Here is a 16,531-nt window from a genome sequence, read left to right as displayed (position 1 = left end):
TCGGTTGCAATTTACAATCCAATTGCACACAAATTGTATTAATACAATGAGTTTACCATTTTATGATTGCTTTTACTATACAAACGGTGCAAAGTAATCGTGTTTTTCAATAATTTACAATTCCTTCTAATCAAACTCACAAAAAAAGGATTAAGCCGGTTAGCTTAATCCTAATTGTTAATCAACTTGAACGTTAATAAACGCTTGTTTTTCAAAATCGTATAACCCCTGGTCAGTTAACTTAATCGTTGGAATCACGGTCAACGTCAAGAACGACAACGTGATAAACGGATTAAAATCAATTCCATTGCAGATTTGTTCATACGCGGCGGAAATTGCAGTTAAATCTGCACTAGCAGTCTGCCAATCACGATTGGACATTAAGCCCCCGACCGCAAGCGGCATCGTGGCTAGGACCTATTCATCATCCACCACGCTGATTCCTCCACCAGCCTGGGTCACCGCCTGAATTGCACGGTAGATTGCAGCATAGTTCGTCCCAACGACCACCAAGTTATGTGAATCATGAGCAATCGTGGTGGCGACCGCGCCCGCCTTTATGTTAAAGCCATGGACCAATCCCACGCCCACCGTGCCTAGATCATGGTGGCGTTCAACGACGACCATTTTTAAAATATCATGCTCTAAGTCAGCACTGAATTGGCCGTCCTTTACCGGAACCTCACACACTAAGTGGTCGGTTTCAATATGGTTATTTTGAATCCCAATTACATTGCACTTGGGATGTGAACCAGTCAGTGGTAATACTAAATCAGCCATGGTGACGTGGTGGTGGATGGAATTATGCGCAAATGGTAACGGCTGCGTATTAAAATCAGCATCGCCAACCCACTTGCCAGCCTTCATTACCCGTTGAACATCGACTTGGTATGGATCACTAACGACCACCAGGTCAGCGGCAGCATTCGGGTTTAACATCCCCAGGTTGGCTACCCGATGTGACAATGCGGCGTTGTAACTGGCCATCGTATACGCGGTTTCAGGGCGAATGCCAAATTGAATTGCTAATCGAATGCAATCGTTAATGCCCCCCTCGTCTAACAGGGTATTGACAAATTTATCATCGGTACAAAATGAAAACTGCTGGGCATTGCCTTCATTTACAACTTGAATGGTGTTTTGTAAGTCGCGTTCAACCGTCCCTTCCCGTAAGAAGATGTTAAAGCCCTCTGCAAGGCGGTCTTGAATTTGTTGTAAATCCACGCTTTCATGGTCGGTGTTAATGCCGACTTGCCGGTATGTATCTAACATGTGGCGGGTAAATCCAGCACCATGCCCATCGACTTGGTAGCCACGACTAAGGGCGTCGTTGATTTTAGCCATAATCCCCGGTTCGCGCTTTTCAACGGCCGGGTAGTCCATGACTTCGGCTAACCCCTTGACCTCCGGTTCATCATAAAACGGCCGGAGGTCACTGGCGTTCAAAGTCGCCCCGTTATGTTCAAACGGCGTTGCTGGGACCGACGATGGTAACATGACGTCCACATCTAATGGTGTCTGACGCGCATCATCAATCATGTACTGAACGCCAGCGGCCCCCGCAACATTGCCAATTTCATGCGGGTCGGTAAAGATAGTCGTGGTTCCCTTTGGTAGAATGACTTTGGCTAATTCGGATGGTACTAACAGTGAGCTTTCAACGTGGACGTGGCTATCAATAAAGCCCGGCACCACGTATTGTTCCTTCGCATCGTAGGTTTCACGAGCCTGTAAGTCCTGTTCCCCAGTCGCGATAATTTTTCCCTGATCAATCCAGAGTTGGTTCGGCTCAAAGCGCCGTGCAAAAACATTTAACACGTTGTGCCCCTGAACTAGTAAGTCAACAGTTTGCATTTATAATCCCCATTTCCAATTCGTCTAAAATTATATCAATTATTCAACATTCATAACCCGTTGTCAACATCAGTTCGCGCAACTAAAAAACACCACCCGTTAATAAACGAGTAGTGTTATCTCTCTTCATTGTAATGACCATCAAAGTCCATCTTTAATGCAATTTTGCCATCAATCGGATTTTTAACCGCGTATTTAATGGCGTCTTGGACGTAACGAATCGAAAAGCTAGCGTCGATTTCAGGATGTAAGACCCCCCGCTGTGCTAAGTTAGCGACCTTCCACAACCAATCGGGGCGGACGAACAGGTGCTCAAAGTGGCCCTGATACCATCGAAAGCCAACTTCCATCATGTCACCAAATGGATTGGTCTCAATATCTAATTTACTTTGGTGGACTTCCACGTAGTAGCCATTGGGGTTTAAGAAGCGGCGAATGTAGCTCGGCGAGCGCTTCCCGTTGATTACGATGACACTATCAAACTTCCCCTTCAGTTGTTTTTGCCAATTTGGTTTGGCTTCAATTAACGTTTCCATATAGGTAGATTGAACATAATTAATCGTTTCCGGTGAACAGACCCCGGTCACGTTCGCTCCCAATGAACTCGCGTATTGGAGGGCAAACAGGCCGACGCCTCCGGTAATCCCAATTAACAGGATCCGTTTATTCATTTCCACCTTAGCCCCGTTAATGGCGGTGACCGCAGTCCCTGCAGCCATCGGGAGGGTCGCGCAGTCCCTAAAATTTAAATTGGACGGTGTAAACGCCACGTTGTTTTCGTTGGCGCAGACATATTCAGCCCAGGCCCCATCCTGAAAATTATCGGTAATCCCAAACACCTTATCACCGATTTGAATATCCTGGACGTCGGCACCGACCCCCTCCACGATCCCAGCAAAATCACAGCCCAGAATTTTATTCAAGTTCGGATTCGTAAACCGGTTTAAGAAGCGGTTATTAAAGAAGCGTTGGCGTGGCTTTTTAGCCCGTCTAAACCGAGCATAATCCAAATAATTTAAGGAAGAATTTTTAACCCGGACTAATACCTGGTTGGCAGTTGGTTCGGGGCGCCGTAGTTGCTCAATTTTTAAATCATTTAATTGCCCAGCTTTAGTAGATATAACTCCATTCAATTATTTCACCTCCAATTAATTAATTTGAATGGTCGATTAACGCTGCTCTAATTTGTTGTAAAATAGCGGTTTGAACATGATTGAACCGGTGTGAGCGGCGGTAGACAATACTGGTTACAAATTTTGGCACATCCTGATCCAATAAATCAACCTTGATAATATCCGGATTTGAATCAGAAATCAACGTACTTAACAAACTAATTCCAACATTAGCACGAATCATCTTTAAAATACTGTGGATGCCACTGGACCTAAAAGTAACGTGGGGCCTGAAGTGGTTTCGTTTTGCCATCGTATTAATGACGCTGTTATGGATAAAGCCACTTTTAAACAGAATAAAATCTTCATTTTTTAAATCCTTAAAGTAAACGCCCCGCTTTTTTGCCAGGGGGTGGCGCTTAGAGACATAAATTGCAAACGGACGACGGTCAAATTCCTCAGAAATCACCGTCGGTTCCTCCAATGAATTAATCGAACCGATCAGCGCTAAATCAATTTCACCATTTTTCAACGCGGCCAGGGTTGCTGATGAACCGGTCTCAATCGTATCAATCCGATCGATCAAATTAGCCTGCTTTAACCTGGTGGCCACCCGGGCAAAGTAGTGGTCCTCAATGGTCGGTGGTAAGCCTAACACTAACCGGGCCTGCTTTAGGTTGGCAATTTCAGCCCGGGCTAGTTGAAAATGCTTAATCATTGCCCGGGCATGCATCAATAGTTGCTCGCCGCTATCAGTAACCATTAAATCCTGCCCCCGATGGCGAATAATCAAGCGACTATCCATTTCCCGTTCCAGTCGTTGGAGGGCAAAGGTAATCGTCGGTTGACTAACGTTGAATTCATGCGCGACCTTTGAAAAATTTTTAATTTGGGTCAATGATATAAAATATTCTAAATCACGAGTGTTCATTTTTAGCCTTCCTTCGCCAATGTTAATTAACTACTTATAAAAATATTTTATCACAAATTACACATTTGACTATTAAAGATAACGGGGATTAAGATAGGTGCATCAATCAGGAATCGACTTATTTTAGAGGGGGATTTACCATGGGATACAATATTTTAAACGATCCATTCAAGAACAAGGGCACCGCATTCACAATGGCAGAAAGAAAGGCACTGGGCTTAGAGGGGCTCTTGCCACCATTCGTCCAGTCATTGGATGACCAAGCTAAGCAAGCGTATGGCCAATACCAAGCTAAGCCATCGGCAATTGAAAAACGCATCTTTTTAATGACGCTCTTCAACGAAAACCGGGTCCTATTCTACAAGCTCTTTAGCCAACACGTAGTAGAATTCATGCCCATCGTATACGACCCAACGATTGCGGAATCAATTGAAAACTACAGTGAATTATTCATCCAACCGCAAAACGCGACGTTTCTTTCCATCAATGATCAAGATTCAATTGAACAATCATTGAAGAACGCTGCCGATGGTCGGGACATCCGCTTAATCGTGGTCTCAGATGCCGAAGGAATCCTAGGAATTGGTGATTGGGGAACCAACGGGGTCGACATCGCAGTTGGTAAATTAATGGTCTACACCGCCGCCGCTGGCATCGATCCATCCCAAGTCCTCCCAGTGATTTTAGATGCCGGGACTAATAATGAAAAGCTATTAAATGATCCGTTATACCTTGGTAACCACCAAAAGCGGGTCTACGGTGATCAATACTACGCATTCGTCGATAAGTTCGTTCAAAGCGCAGAACGCCTCTTCCCAGAGATGTACCTCCACTTTGAAGATTTTGGCCGTTCCAATGCCGCTAAGATCTTAAATCAGTATAAGGAACGATACACCATCTTTAATGATGATATTCAGGGAACCGGGATTATTGTCTTGGCCGGAATTCTGGGGGCGTTGAACATCTCTGGTGAAAAATTGACCGACCAAAAGTACCTCTGTTTTGGTGCCGGGACCGCCGGGGCTGGAATCGTATCGCGAGTCTGTGAAGAATTTGTTCAACAGGGCCTAAGTGAAGCGGAAGCTAAAAAACACTTCTACCTAGTTGATAAACAGGGCTTATTGTTCGATGACGATGAGACGTTAACCCCAGAACAAAAGCCATTTGCCCGGTCGCGTGCTGAATTTGCCAATGCCGATGAATTGACCAACCTAGCCGCAGTGGTGAAAGCAGTCCACCCGACCATCATGGTCGGGACATCGACGCAACCAGGGTCGTTTACCAAAGCAATCATCAAAGAAATGGCTGCCCACACCGACCGGCCAATCATCTTCCCGATTTCCAATCCGACTAAGTTAGCAGAAGCAAAGGCTCAGGACTTATTGAAGTGGACTGACGGACGTGCCCTAATCGGAACTGGAATCCCAGTTGATGATATTGAATATAACGGCGTTACCTACCAAATCGGGCAAGCTAACAACGCCTTAGTTTACCCCGGGTTAGGCCTGGGCGCCATCGCATCCACTGCGACCGTTTTAAATGATGAAATGATTTCAGCAGCTGCCCACTCGCTCAGTGGAATTGTCGATACTACCAAACCGGGGGCGGCGGTGTTGCCACCAGTTTCTAAACTCTACGTCTTCTCAGAAACCGTCGCTAAGGCGGTGGCCAATAGTGCCGTTAAGCAGGGCTTGACCCGTAAACCGATTGCCGATGTTGATCAGGCGATCAAGGACACTAAGTGGACCCCTGAATATTAATCCCAACATGGTTCAGACTGCGGTCTGAACCTTTTTTGGCTTTCATGAGCAAATGGTTTGTACACTAAGCAACTAAATGCTAGAATTACCGTTGTATGAAAGATGTAAGATAAAAAAAGTATTAAATAACTTAATTGGAGGCATTTTTCTATGGCTACAAATTACGATTATGATGTTCTTTATTTAGGTGCCGGACACGGAACCTTTGATGGTGCGATTCCTTTGGCAGGTACCGGCAAGAAGGTTGCCGTTGTCGAAGCAGAAGCAATTGGTGGGACCTGCCCTAACTGGGGTTGTAACGCTAAGATCGCTTTGGACGCACCAGTTGCTTTAACTCGTGAACAAGAACGCATCAAAGACCAATTAAACGGTGAACAATCCACCATTAACTGGACTGCTAACATGTCACGCAAGCACTCCATCATCGACGTGTTGCCTGGTGCAATTGAAGGCATGATGAAGGATGCTGGAATTGACGTTATCAAGGGTTACGGTAAGTTAACCGATGCCCACACCGTTGAAGTGGATGGCGAACAAAAGACCGCTGACAAGATTGTAATTGCCACTGGTTTGACTCCACATAAGTTAAACATCCCTGGCACTGAATTAGCTCACAACAGCAAGGACTTCCTTGCATTGACCCACTTACCAAAGCGGATCACCATCGTTGGTGGTGGTTACATCGCCATGGAATTTGCTACGATTGCTAACGCCGCTGGTGCTGAAGTTACCGTAATGCTCCACAGTGACGTTGCACTCCGTCCATTCTACCAACCATTCGTTAAGAAGGTCTTGGTAGACTTACAACGGCGTGGGGTTCACTTCGTTAAGAACAGTAACGTCCGCGGCTTTAAGAAGGTCGATGATGCGCTTGCCGTTGAATACGGTGAAGACGACACCCTTGCTACTGACTGGATCTTAGATGCTACTGGTCGGGTTCCTAACGTTCATGGCTTAGGCCTTGAAGAAGTTGGGGTTAAGTTCGATGAACGCCATGGAATTGACGTTAACGACCATCTCCAAACTAGCGTTGAAAACATCTACGCTTCAGGAGATGTCATCAACAGTAAGCAACCTAAGTTGACCCCAACGGCCATCTTTGAAACGACCTACTTGACTTCACTATTCTCAGGTCAAACCACTGATCCAATCGACTTCCCAGCCGTTGGAACCAACGCCTTTACTTCCCCACGGATTTCAGAAGCTGGTGTTTCAGTTGCTGAAGCTGAAAAGGATGATAACTACAAGGTCGTTAAAGCTGACCTAAGTGCTGATTGGTACTACCAAGTTGACAATGACAGCATTGCTGAACGGGCATTGGTATTTGACAAGGAAGGCCACCTCGTTGGTGCTTCCGAAGTTAGCTCCCACGCTGTTGAATCCATCAACACCTTGTTGCCTGCAATTGAATTCAAGTACACGAAGGAACAATTGGGCCGGATTATTCAAATCTTCCCATCAGTTGCAAGTGACGTTTGGGCAACCATTTAATTTAAAAATTACTAATAACAATCAAAAAACGAAGTGGTCAACACTTCGCTTTTTTGTATCTTCAGGAGGAAATCTACATGGCAAATTATGATTATGATGTCTTATTCATCGGTGCTGGGCACGGCTCAGACGGTGCTCCACTGCTAGCCAAGGCGGGCTATCGGGTCGCTAAAGTCGAAGCCGAACGGGTCGGCGGTACCTGTACCAATTGGGGCTGTAACGCCAAGCTCGTTTTAGATGGGCCAGTCGAACTCACCCGACAACAAGAACGGATGCAAAGCGTCGTCAACGGAAACCTGACCCCCGACTGGGCGGCTAACATGCGCTACAAGCATGCGGTCATCGACCCACTTGCCAATGGTTTGGAAAATAAATTCACTAACCTGGGTATCGACATGCTGCACGGATGGGCAACGCTAAAGGACGCCCACACCGTCGACATTGACGGCACGCAAAAGACTGCCGATCAAATCGTCATTGCGACCGGCCTGCACCCCAACCAAATCGACGTGCCTGGCACGGAATTGGCCCACAATAGTAAGGACTTTTTAGCCCTAACCGACCTGCCCGACGACATCGTCATCGTCGGGAGTGGCTACATCGCCATGGAATTTGCCACGATCGCCAATCAGTTCGGCGCTAACGTGACGGTCATGATGCATGGTGACCGCGCTCTACGGAAATTCTACCAACCATATGCGGAAGCCATCGTAGCCGATTTAACGAAGCGCGGCGTTCAATTCGTCCCCACCGCTAACGTGAGTGGGTTTACTCAGGATGGTCATCGGTTTAGCGTTGCATACGGCGATGGTCAAACCAAAACGACCGATTGGATCTTAGACGCGACCGGCCGGGTCCCAAACGTTGCTGGTTACGGGCTGGATGAACTAGGGATTGAATATGATCGTCACGGCATCAAGGTCAATGACCACCTGCAGACCAACGTGTCAAACATCTTTGCGGCTGGTGACATTACCGATACTAAGTATCCTAACCTGACTCCATCGGCCACCTTCCAATCGAAATATATTGCCCGCTTCATTAGTGGTGAAACCGCTGCCCCAATTGAAGATCCAGTCATTCCATCGGTGACCTTCACATCGCCACGAATTGCCGAAGCCGGTGTTTCAATTGCTGAGGCGACCGCTAGTGATGAATACCAAGTCGTCTTTGCCGACTTGACTAAGGATTGGTTCCGCCAGGTCGACCACCAACACCTAGCTCAACAGGCGCTCGTGTTCGACCGCAAACACCACTTGGTCGGTGCGACTGAAATGAGCGAACAGGCTGATACCGCCATCAATTCGCTTCTGCCAGCAATTGCATTACAGATGACCCCCAAGCAAATTCAATCAATCATTCCACTCTTCCCATCCATCACGCACGAAGTTTGGAAAAAGCTTTAAAAAATGTAAGCGCTTAAGTCGTTTAATTTGGGCCATTTTTGCTCCCTATGCTAAAATAAGATTGTGATAATTATTAGCAAGGGGGAGTTACATTATGGCAAAAAATGATTGGTTCAAAGATTCAGTGGTTTATCAAATCTATCCAATGAGTTTCCAAGACAGTAATGGCGACGGCATTGGTGACCTAAAGGGAATTGAAAGCCGCCTCGACTACGTTAAAAAATTAGGGGCGAACACAATTTGGCTCAACCCCATTTATAAGTCACCAAATAAGGATAATGGATACGATATCGCTGATTATGAATCCATTCAACCCGCATACGGGACCATGGCCGACTTTGATTCACTACTCGCAGCCATGCACTCCAAGGGGATTAAATTATTAATGGACCTCGTGGTCAACCATACTTCTGATCAAAACGAATGGTTCCAAGAAAGTAAAAAGTCGCGTGATAACAAGTACGCTGACTTCTACATCTGGCGCGACCCCGTTGATGGTCACGCGCCTAATAACTGGGGCTCCAATTTCGCTGGTTCGGCGTGGACGTTCGTTCCAGAACGGGGGCAATACTACCTCCACTGTTTTGCGGAAGGCCAACCCGATTTAAACTGGCGCAATCCTGAAGTGCGGGAGGCCGTTTACAGTTTAATGCGTTTTTGGCTCGACAAGGGTGTGGATGGCTTCCGGATGGACGTTATTAACTACATCTCAAAGCCAGACGGGCTCCCAGACGGACCCGTTCCAGCTGGTTCAAAGTACTCACCTTGTGAACCACTGACCACTAATGGTCCCCACCTGTTAGAATACCTTAACGAAATGAACGATAAGGTCCTTTCCAAGTACGACATGATGACGGTGGGTGAAATGCCCGCTACCAACCCCGAAGATGCAGTCCGGTATGCCAACTTGGACGGGAGTGGTTTGAACATGATCTTCCAATTCGAACACGTCAGCCTCTCGTTCAATCCAGACCAAGCCATTGGTAAGTGGAACGATGAACCGGTGAAATTGACCGAACTAAAGCACTCCCTATCCCGTTGGCAAGCGGGCTTGGACGGTAAGAGTTGGAACAGTCTTTACTGGAACAACCACGACCAACCACGGGCCGTTTCGCGGTTTGCTAATGACGAACCTGAATTTCGGGTTCGAGCTGCTAAGATGCTAGGGACGACCCTCCACATGTTGCAAGGGACCCCCTATGTCTACGAAGGTGAAGAATTAGGGATGACCAACGGCCACTTCACTAGCCTCGACCAATACGAAGACATTGAATCAATCAACGCCTACAAGCAAATTGTGGATCAAGAACACCTCGTTAGTGGCGACAAGATGCTAAGTTACCTTGCATCCCGTTCCCGTGATAACGCCAGAACCCCAATGCAATGGGATAATGGTAAGTACGCAGGCTTCACCACGGGTGACAAGCCATGGTACCGGTTGAACGCTAACTACCCTGAAATTAACGCTGCCGATGAGTTAGTAGATCAAGATTCCGTTTTCTACTACTACCAAAAGTTGATTCAACTAAGACGCGACAATGACATCATCAGATACGGTCGTTTTGAAGCGCTAGATCCTAAAGACGACGCTGTCTTTGCTTACAAGCGCCATTACAACGATTTAACGTTAGTTTCGATCAATAACTTTACCGCCGAAAGCGTTGCGCGTGATTACCAGATCCCAGCAGGAGCCCAATTGTTAATTGGTAACTATGCTGATGACCAAGGAACTGAATTACGCCCATTTGAAAGTAAGGTTTACCTCTTCTAATTTCAATTGAAAATATAAAAAACCAGCTTAATCAGGGCGTTCCTGAATAAGCTGGTTTTTTGATTGAAACGTGATTCCATTATTAATGAATCAACAGTTTAATTAGTACTAACGCCACCACCACTTGGATGGTGCCAACCCCTAAACTATAGATTGCAAACCGCTTCCCGGCCTTCAAAAAGGCTTGTAAGTTCAGTCGTAATCCAATTGCGGCTAATGCAATGATTTCACACCAACTGCTAAGGAAGTGAGCGGTCGTTCCCACCAAGCTTGGAAGGTGCACAAAACTATTAGCAATACAGAAGATTAAGAACCAAAGGACGTACCATGGCAAAAAGTCAATCTTATGCTTCTTAACGTCTGCTTCGACCTCCTCAACGGTTTGCTTTTCACTCACGTTGTGTTGGTGAATGCGCGCAAATACCATTACGATGACCACCAACATGATGATCCGCATAATCTTAAACAGCGTCGCAAATTCAACGGTCGATTGATTAACCATCGTGGCACTGGCGATTACTTGGCCCACTGACTGAACGGTCCCCCCAATTAGGGCCCCCCGATGCATATCAGAACTCCCAAACACCACCGTCCCTAAAATGGGCAGTAACAGCATTAAAACGGTTCCCATTAGGTTGACCAACGTAATTGCCATCCCGGCATCCTCATCGCTAGCGTTAATCACCGGCTTGATCGATGCAATCGCAGATGAACCACAAACGGCATTCCCCCCAGCCATTGAGAGATAAATCCCATCATCGAATTGCAACCACTTTCCAATCATGATTGCGGCCACAATCGTCACACTCATTTGAATCACGATGAACAACAATCCGGACCAGTGGAGCTGGATAATCGTTTGGAACGTAATTGTTAGGCCCAACAACATTACTGAATATTCCAATAAGCGTTTTTCAGCAAACTTAGTGCCGGCGCTTAGTACCGCCTGCTTCACGAACGTATTGCCCAGAATAATCCCTAAAATAATTGAAATCGTGGCGGCCCCAACGTCTGGAATCACCAATGTCAAAAATTGACTTACGATTGCAACCACTAGTGCAACCGCAAAGCCAGGGGTTCTATCTTTAATCGTGCTTACCATTTTATCATCTCCGCATTTATTAATGTTTTCATTATAACAATTGACTTTTGATAAGAGAAGTTAATAATTATAATAGTTACTATTACTAAAACGAATTAAAAGGAGCACGCCAAATGTTTAAATACTTCCTAGCCTTTCGGGCCGTGTACGAGAACCGTAACTTTTCGCAAGCTGCAAAGCAACTGTTCGTCTCCCAATCATCGATCTCCCAACAGATTAAGAAGCTAGAGACCCTATTGAACGGCCAGTTATTTACCCGTAATTCACGCAGTCAGGTCGTCCCGACCGGGCTAGCCGAGCAACTCTATGCCGCGGGTGTCAGTATCTTTGAAAAGGAACAAGCGCTGCAACGCCAGTTAACTAACCACCACCCCCACCGGATTCCATGTCGGATCGGGATTTCAAACACGACTGCCGACGTTGTCATCACCACCGTATTAAAGCAGCTCAAAATTCCCCAATCAATCAGTTTGGAACTGACCGTGACCAATTCGACCGTCATCGCTGAACAAATGGAAAACCACCAACTGGAATTCGGACTAATCGAAAAGGCAATTGTGACCCCCAACATCGAGCGGACGGCCTTTCAAACCGACGTATTAGTCCACGCTGGGAACTTCAATAGCGACACCTGGTTAGAACGCGAAAATGGCTCGGGGGTGTACCACTACACCGAGGAATTCTTCAAACAACGTAATTTCGCGCCGGCAAACCGGATTTTAATCGATAATAACGATCTAATCGTCAGGTTGTTAGCGGCTGGGATTGGACAGTCGATCATCTCCCGGGACGTCCTCCCGGTTGGCATCCCCTTCGAACCGCTCGACAGCAACTTTGAACGGCAGTTTTTCTTCTTAAACCGGGCGAACTACCCATTTCCAGAGTTAACGGCTTTACAGCAGCAGCTCTTAAAAGCAATTACTAATTCTTAATAATTGTTTAAACTGAGTGAAAAATTCGGTATAATGGAAAATGATTACTCTAGGAGGGATATTTTGAAATTTGCTGATTTAAAGAATGAGGCCAAGGAACAGTTAAATCCACACTATGGCTTCTTCTTATTGTTGTTATTGCCGACTTATATATTAAACGTTATTTCATTTGGGCTCACTTACCCGAATTACTTCAACGTTAGCAGAATGGTTAGTAATGATCCCAGTGCATACTACGAAAGTCTAAACGATAACGTTTCATATGGACCCGGATTATTAGGCTTATTGACCGGTGCCCTATTGTTAAGTGCCATGTTCATCATGATCAAAGCGATGCGTGGCCAAGAAAATGACTTTAAGGGTGGCTTCCAAAAGGCCTTTAACATCTTTACCCGGGGAGATTACTTCTTCGGCGCCTTCATGGTCGGCCTGCTCAAGTTGGTTTACACGATCCTATGGACCCTGGCAGTTGTTTTAGCCACTGGGATTGTAGTCGGAATCGTATTGTTGATTAACCACGAAAGTGCTGGAGCTGCAGTTGCAGTCTTTTTGGGCACGGTGATCTTCATTGCGGGAGCGATTTTTGTGTACATCAAGACTAACCTGGCCTACTCCCAGTCCCAATTCATTTTCCGGGATGCAATTGATAGTGATAGCCCCATTAGTTATAATGAAGCGATTACGCAAAGCCGCCAATTAATGGATGGCCACAAGGGGCAATTCTTCCTCTTATGGTGGAGTTTCTTCTTCTGGTATGTATTAAGTGCAGTAACCTTAGGGCTTGCGGGCATCTTCTATGTCACTCCATACACCAAACTAACCTATGCTAATTACTACGTTAAACTAGTAGACGGCCAAAAATAATTTCAATCTTCAATAAAACGCCTCCTGGAAGCATCCAGAAGGCGTTTTTAATTTACTTATTTAATTGGGGACGTGGATTTAAGTTCGTCAACTTCTTATGCATATTGAAATGCGTCATCCGGTGTTGGCGGCCCTTCATTCTCATTTTGAAGAAATCAGAACGAGTCGAGTTGTTCGATTGGGACGACGACTTTCCAGCGTTCACTGCTCCCACGGCCTGGGTATCAGCGCTTGCGCTAGTAACAGCAGGGACCATTAATAATGGTAGTGCTAGCAATAGTCCGGTTCCTAATTGTTTTAATTTCATAATTACTCTCCTGTGATTAAAATCCTTTAGCATCGATATGACTCTTTATGCTTATTTTACCAATATTTAATGTTTCTTACCATCATTTTGTTAAAATTTTATTAACAACTATACCCAATGGCCATTATTTTTGATATGATAATGATTACTTTAAGAGGAGGTGTAGCACATGGATAGTGGCCCTGATCTGTTAAGACCAAGGTTCATCATTGCTCTTCATTACATTCTAATTGAGTAGTTAGCTAAGTTAATGTTGACCATTAGTTTTAGCTTATACTTAAGGAGAACACAATGAAGGATTTTAAATTAACTGACAAGGAAATTCAGAATAAGTATCAGATTAAAGATTTTGAAAGCGGACTGACGAGCTCACAAGCAAGTGAACGACTAGCCCAAAATGGACCCAATGAGCTAAAGTTCAAGAAGGACTCCAAATTAAAGCTATTCCTGCGCCAATTTAATGAAGTCATTATCTATGTACTAATTCTTTCTGCAATCATAACCCTCTTGATGCGTCACTACTCAGACTCACTGATCATTACGTTAGTGGTCCTAGCAAACGCCATCATTGGTTACTACCAGGAAGCAAACGCTTCGAACGCATTAGAAAAAATTAAATCGATTTTAGCCACTAATTCGACCGTTTACCGTGACGGCAAGCGAATCGACATTCCGACCAGCGACATCGTCGTGGGCGACGTCGTCTTCCTTGAAGCCGGTGACCGGGTTCCCGCCGACTTACGGCTAGTGGATACCGATAACCTCCGGATTCAAGAATCTGCGTTGACCGGTGAATCCGATTCAATCGAAAAGGATGCCGCCGTGATGACCCAGGATAATCCATCGCTAGCCGAACAGGCGAACATGGCCTTCTCCTATACTTCCGTTACTTCCGGAAGTGGGACCGGAGTCGTAATCGCGACTGGAAATGACACTGAAATCGGCCAGATTTCCCAGGAAGTTAACAATACGACCGAACGAAAAACGCCGTTAATGAAGGAACTAGACAGCCTTGGGAAGTGGGTTTCATACGTGATCATGGGGGTCTCAGTCATCCTCTTCTTGATTGGACTATACTTTGAGACCTACTCAGTTTCAGTCCTCGCCCTCGCCGTCGTAGCAATGGTCGTGGGATCGATTCCAGAAGGATTACCAGCCACGACTTCCGTGGTCCTATCCCGTGGGGTTAGTGACATGGCTAAGAACAAAAACACCATCGTTAAGAGCCTGCCAGCCGTTGAAACGCTGGGGTCCGTCGATGTGGTGGCCACTGATAAGACCGGGACGCTGACTCAAAATGAAATGACGGCGACCGATGTGTTATTACCAAATGGGACCTACCACGTGACCGGAACTGGTTATCAACCAGAGGGCCAGATTTTAGACGCTCAAAATCAACCCGTGCAGAGTCAGGAGCTTACCCGCTTCTTGACCGCTGGATTTGAGGCTAACGATACGACCCTAAACCTAGAAGATGGCCGGTGGGAAATTAACGGTGAACCGACCGATGGAGCCTTCTTAACCCTTTATCATAAGGGGATGCAGACCACCACTGACCCTGATTTTACGGAAGTTGATTTATTACCATTCGATTCCGCTTTTCGTTACATGGGGAAGGTCGTTCAAGATCCAGATGGTAACAAGACGCTCTTTGTTAAGGGGGCGCCCGATAAGGTCTTAGCCCTTGCTAAAAAGGCGGATTCAGACTTTGATACCGAGGACTGGGCAGCTAAGGTCCATGCCCTCTCTAAGACTGGGAAACGGGTCATCGCAGTTGGTTACAAACCGGTTGCTGATGACACCACTGAGATTAGCCACGAGCTAATTAATTCCGGAATCCAGTTCTTAGGCTTAGCCGGCATCATTGATCCACCACGTGAAGAAGTGGTCCAAGCCCTCCGTGAAATGAACGCCGCGGGAGTGGAAGTCAAGATGATTACCGGTGATAACCCGGTCACTGCTAAGGCAATTGGTGAAAAATTAGGGCTTGCTCCTGAAATTCATGCAATTACCGGAGCCGAGTTAGACCAACTTTCAGAAGCGGAATTCACGAAGGCGGTCTTAGAAAACCAAGTCTTCGCTAGAACCACACCGCAAAACAAGCTTCAAATCATTAAGGCGCTTCAAGCTGCCGGAAAGGTCACTGCCATGACCGGTGATGGGATCAACGATGCCCCCGCATTAAAACGGGCTGACATCGGGGTTGCCATGGGAATCAAGGGAACCGACGTTGCTAAGGATTCTGCCGACATGGTCTTGACCGATGATAACTTCGGTACGTTATCCACCGCCATCAAGGAAGGCCGGCGGATCTATGATAATATCAAGAAGAGTATCAAATTCTTGCTACCCACCTCATTTGCTGAAGGGTTAATCATTGCATTTACAATCTTGACTAAGAATGACATGCCGTTAAATGCGACGCAGTTACTATGGATTAACATGGTTTCGGCCATTACGATTCAATTCGTGTTCATCTTTGAGCCGGCTGAAAAGGATATCATGTTAAAACAACCCCGGGATAACAATAGCTCGCTGTTGAATAAATTTGATATGCTGCGAATGGCATACATTGCTTCTGTAATGGCCATTTGTGGAATCGTGGTTTTTGATTCATTAATCGCAAGTGGCTGGAGCGTTGAAGTTGCAAGTACGGTGGTCGTAAACGTAATCGTGTTCGGGAAGATTTTCTACCTGTTCTACATTCGGACTAGCGAACCACTCTTCTCCAAGGCCCTCTTCAGTAATCCAGCTGCATTCTGGATTATTGGGATTATGATTGGGTTACAACTCCTGTTGACTTACTTGCCATTCATGCAAGAAGCATTCAAGACTGCTAGCATTCCATTCTCCGGTTGGTTAATTTCAATCGCAGCCGGAATCGTAGTTCTGACCCTATCTGAATTGGATAAACTAATTTCAAAACGCTTTAGTAAAAAGGCATAATGATTAGCAAAGCTGATGGAGAAAATTCCATCAGCTTTTTATGTTAAAATATTAG

The 16,531-nt window shown here is 45.9% G+C and carries 11 protein-coding genes and 1 pseudogene; 7 read left to right on the top strand and 5 right to left on the bottom strand.

What is annotated here, in order from left to right; genetic code table 11:
• Nucleotides 1-177 precede the first annotated feature (177 nt).
• The 3 genes and pseudogenes from ade to MOO44_RS04295 form a co-directional block, all read right to left on the bottom strand.
• Nucleotides 178-1,854: pseudogene (gene ade, locus MOO44_RS04305) on the bottom strand (adenine deaminase).
• Between the two features lie 116 nt (nucleotides 1,855-1,970).
• Nucleotides 1,971-2,987, bottom strand: a complete 1,017-nt coding sequence (locus MOO44_RS04300) for an NADP-dependent oxidoreductase (protein ID WP_260117184.1) — start codon at nucleotides 2,985-2,987, stop codon at nucleotides 1,971-1,973.
• A gap of 19 nt (nucleotides 2,988-3,006) precedes the next feature.
• Entirely contained in the window at nucleotides 3,007-3,897 is an 891-nt protein-coding gene (locus MOO44_RS04295) for a LysR family transcriptional regulator (RefSeq protein ID WP_260117183.1), read from the bottom strand.
• Between the two features lie 140 nt (nucleotides 3,898-4,037).
• Between MOO44_RS04295 and MOO44_RS04290 the strand changes: the two genes are divergently transcribed.
• The 4 genes from MOO44_RS04290 to MOO44_RS04275 all read left to right on the top strand — a co-directional run bounded on the left by MOO44_RS04290 (nucleotide 4,038) and on the right by MOO44_RS04275 (nucleotide 10,325).
• Nucleotides 4,038-5,657, top strand: coding sequence for a malolactic enzyme (locus tag MOO44_RS04290; RefSeq protein WP_260117182.1), 1,620 nt, complete (start codon nucleotides 4,038-4,040; stop codon nucleotides 5,655-5,657).
• 150 nt (nucleotides 5,658-5,807) lie between these two features.
• Nucleotides 5,808-7,148 carry a dihydrolipoyl dehydrogenase family protein gene (locus MOO44_RS04285; protein WP_260117181.1) on the top strand — a complete coding sequence of 447 codons (1,341 nt, stop codon included), beginning with the start codon at nucleotides 5,808-5,810 and terminating at the stop codon, nucleotides 7,146-7,148.
• Between the two features lie 77 nt (nucleotides 7,149-7,225).
• The gene (locus MOO44_RS04280) at nucleotides 7,226-8,554 is read left to right on the top strand and encodes a dihydrolipoyl dehydrogenase family protein (protein WP_260117180.1); all 1,329 of its coding nucleotides are present in this window, start codon (nucleotides 7,226-7,228) and stop codon (nucleotides 8,552-8,554) included.
• 94 nt (nucleotides 8,555-8,648) lie between these two features.
• Nucleotides 8,649-10,325 carry a glycoside hydrolase family 13 protein gene (locus MOO44_RS04275; protein WP_260117179.1) on the top strand — a complete coding sequence of 559 codons (1,677 nt, stop codon included), beginning with the start codon at nucleotides 8,649-8,651 and terminating at the stop codon, nucleotides 10,323-10,325.
• Nucleotides 10,326-10,407: 82 nt separating this feature from the next.
• Here the strand turns inward: MOO44_RS04275 and MOO44_RS04270 are convergent, their stop codons facing one another.
• Complete coding sequence (locus MOO44_RS04270) at nucleotides 10,408-11,427, bottom strand: YeiH family protein (protein WP_260117178.1); 1,020 nt, start codon at nucleotides 11,425-11,427, stop codon at nucleotides 10,408-10,410.
• A gap of 113 nt (nucleotides 11,428-11,540) precedes the next feature.
• On the opposite strand from MOO44_RS04270, the gene MOO44_RS04265 reads away from it, so the two are divergent.
• Both MOO44_RS04265 and MOO44_RS04260 read left to right on the top strand, forming a co-directional pair.
• Nucleotides 11,541-12,359: a LysR family transcriptional regulator gene (locus MOO44_RS04265; protein WP_260117177.1), complete on the top strand. Its 819-nt coding sequence runs from the start codon at nucleotides 11,541-11,543 to the stop codon at nucleotides 12,357-12,359.
• 63 nt (nucleotides 12,360-12,422) lie between these two features.
• Complete coding sequence (locus MOO44_RS04260; RefSeq protein WP_260117176.1) at nucleotides 12,423-13,223, top strand: DUF975 family protein; 801 nt, start codon at nucleotides 12,423-12,425, stop codon at nucleotides 13,221-13,223.
• Between the two features lie 52 nt (nucleotides 13,224-13,275).
• Here MOO44_RS04260 and MOO44_RS04255 read toward each other — a convergent pair whose 3' ends face one another.
• Entirely contained in the window at nucleotides 13,276-13,530 is a 255-nt protein-coding gene (locus MOO44_RS04255) for a hypothetical protein (RefSeq protein ID WP_260117175.1), read from the bottom strand.
• Between the two features lie 291 nt (nucleotides 13,531-13,821).
• Here MOO44_RS04255 and MOO44_RS04250 point away from each other — a divergent pair, with 291 nt between their 5' ends.
• A complete protein-coding gene (locus MOO44_RS04250; protein ID WP_260117174.1) occupies nucleotides 13,822-16,476 on the top strand; it encodes an HAD-IC family P-type ATPase in 2,655 nt (884 codons plus the stop codon).
• Nucleotides 16,477-16,531 lie beyond the last annotated feature (55 nt).

The organism is Nicoliella spurrieriana, assembly GCF_023380205.1.
In the GTDB taxonomy this organism is placed as follows: Bacteria; Bacillota; Bacilli; order Lactobacillales; family Lactobacillaceae; genus Nicoliella; species Nicoliella spurrieriana.
This window is presented reverse-complemented; position numbering and strand designations above follow the sequence as displayed.